Origin of the sequence: Caballeronia calidae (assembly GCF_900044055.2) — a bacterium.
Lineage (GTDB): Bacteria > Pseudomonadota > Gammaproteobacteria > Burkholderiales > Burkholderiaceae > Caballeronia > Caballeronia calidae.
Map to the genome: position 1 here is coordinate 1 of NZ_FCOX02000213.1, position 2698 is coordinate 2698.

2 protein-coding genes and 1 pseudogene are annotated in these 2698 nt (G+C 59.3%); 2 read left to right on the plus strand and 1 reads right to left on the minus strand.

Going from position 1 to position 2698, the window contains the following annotated elements:
• Together AWB78_RS42045 and AWB78_RS49110 are read left to right on the plus strand one after the other, a co-directional pair.
• On the plus strand, window positions 1-906 hold a 906-nt coding region (locus tag AWB78_RS42045), incomplete at its 5' end, for a reverse transcriptase domain-containing protein (protein WP_074173730.1).
• A gap of 68 nt (window positions 907-974) precedes the next feature.
• Window positions 975-1428: pseudogene (locus AWB78_RS49110) on the plus strand (IS3 family transposase); the annotation flags it as partial.
• An 834-nt stretch (window positions 1429-2262) separates the two neighbouring features.
• Here AWB78_RS49110 and AWB78_RS42055 read toward each other — a convergent pair.
• The coding region (locus AWB78_RS42055; protein WP_157697889.1) for a transposase at window positions 2263-2698 on the minus strand (436 nt) is incomplete at its 5' end.

The following is a 2698-nucleotide window of genomic DNA, read 5'->3' on the forward strand; positions in this document are numbered from 1 at the left end:
GATCTGTTTCGTGCATCGAGCGAAGGCGTTCCTCAAGGGGGCGTCATCTCACCCTTGTTATCCAACATCATGCTGCACGAATTCGATGTGTGGATGGAAAAGAACTACTTGAGCAAGAAAGTGCGGAAGGATCGATGGGCGTGGAACTTCGCAATTCTCAAGCAGCGTCCGATTGCTGTTCGAGAAAACCGGCAGTGGAAACCAGCTATTTCCTACTGTCGGTATGCAGATGATTTTGTGATCGTGGTCAAAGGCACACGTGAACATGCTGAGACAGTGCGTGAAGCATGTCGGGGGTTCCTCGAAGGCGAACTGAAGCTCACACTAAATATGGAAAAGACCCATATTACGCACGTGAACGACGGCTTTGTCTTCCTCGGTCACCGCATCATCCGCAAGCGTGGGGCACGCGGTCGCATGCGACCTGTGACAACCATTCCGTGGAAGAAGTATCGGGGCTTTGCCGGGCGGCTGGTCAAGCAGCTGTCGGGCAACTACAGCATGAACCGGATGGACCTGATGGAAAGCCTGAACCGGCAGCTTGCCGGTTGGGCCGCCTTCTACCAATACACCGACTTTACGGCCACCATGTTTCGCAAGCTGGACCGGGTTGTATTCTGGAAATTCGGATACTGGCTCGCGCGCAGGCACCGGCGTGGGTTCAGGTCGCTGATGCGCGAATACATCCGCGCACCAGAGCCGGGACAGGCAACGACATGGGTGCTGCAGGGCCAAAACAGTCGAGGTTGGTACGGAGCGGTGGCGCTTCGGCGTCTTGTTACCAGCCGCAAGGGTCGTTTCACCTGGCGTACCCCGATGGAAAATCCGTACATCATGCGCGATGAGACACGAAGTACCATTGAGTCGCGCTATGCCGATGTTGCCTTTGCTATGAGCAACACTTGAATGGAGAGCCGGATGCGCTGAAAAGTGCAAGTCCGGTTCGGGGAGGAGAGGCGGGGAAATAGTTCGACTACGCCCTGTCTCTTACTCCACTCCCGACCGGCGAGGGGTTTCTCTATCTGGCTGTGGTGCTTGACGTATTCAGCCGGCGCATCGTTGGTTGGGCGATGTCGAACCATCTATATACCGAACTCATGTTGCGCGCTCTGGACATGGCGTTGCAGCAACGGCGCCATGAGGGCGTTATCTTGCATTCGGACCAGGGCTGCCCAATATACATCTATTGCCTTCGGGCGACGCTGTCGCGAAGCCGGTGTGCAACCGTCGATGGGAACGGCCGGCGACGCCTACGACAACGCGATGTGTGAGTCATTCTTTGGCACGCTCGAAGCCGAGTTGCTCTCGCGCGAACACTTCGCGACACATGAACAGGCACGGCGGCGCATCTTTTCCTTTCTGGAAGGCTGGTACAACGTACGCCGCCTACACAGCAGCATCGGCTATTGTTCGCCGCTCGAATTTGAAAACCTGAACGCGAAGACAAAAATCGCGTCGCCCAGCGAGTTGCCCACCGCCGGGCAGCGTCATGGTCGTGAGAAGCGACCCGCTGCCCGTCCGTGGACAACTCGCGACTCAACGCTCAACGGAGGTTAGATAACCTAAAACCCTTGAATGCAAATCCGTCCGTCAAAGCGGGGCAACCTCAGTTCGCGGCGATGTCGAAGGACGAGGTTGCCTGGTGCGCGATTGGTGCGCTTCCACAGCGCTCGCGGGCAATCCCCAGCCACCCTCTTAATCGAGTGCCGCCCACTCAAATTCTCGAAGGCGCTTCCGAGGCAGCGCCAGTCGAAAGCACTCCCTAGGACGCAGTCAAGGCCTGGCCCGCCCACCGAAAGGCTATACGAGGGGCTCGCGGCCCTGCAGCCTGTGACCACGCACCCCTGGCCAGACGGTCCCCGCCTGGTACTCCCATGGCCCCGTTGGTGATGCGAGCGAAAAACTGCCGCGCCGGCGACAAGCGCAGCCTATACTGACAAACGGCGCGACTCATCCGAGCATTGAGCCGCGTCAACCGCGCACGGCTTTTTCGTCTTTGCGTCCGTGACTTGCGGCTTTTCAGGCCCGCCACGCGGGCCTTTTTATTGGCGTGCCTAGCACGCAAACAGCTTGGCTGGGAAGTCCCGTGGCCAGCCTGATGGTGGCGAAGGGCTAGGAATCCGCGCGGCAGACAGAATTTGAGCTGCCGGTACTGACGCCACATCGTGCGGGCGTCAACGCCGATTGCGGTTTGGCCCGCCATTGCGCGCAAAAGTGGCTTTCCCGGCGGCGAAATCAGGGCAATGTTGTCCCCTTCGGGACTTACGCAGGCGTCATTTTCGACATTCTGCGTAGGTTCAGCGCCGCGCAGACGAGTTTCCATTCGGCCTGTGCCTTGGCCAGTCCACGCATGCTGAATTGTCGAAATCCGAGAACGCTCTTTACCCAGGCATTCGGCGGTTCGGACAGCCATTTGCGCTTTCGATAGGCCGCCTGAGTTTGCGCACAAGTAAACTTGTCGGCCATCGCGGCGCATAGCGGGCGCTTCCGGGCATCGACCTTCACCTCTTTCTTGCCCTCGCGTCCGGGCGCCACGATCAACTCGGCGGGGTGCTCGCGCAATTGTTCGAACGTCGCCTCCGAGCGGTAGCCCGCATCGGCAAGGACTTGCTTGGGGGCGGCCCCGGCGTCGCGCGCTACCGCCGCCACAACGATCGGCAATTGGCCGCTGTCGGCAGCACAGTTACCCAGTTCGGCC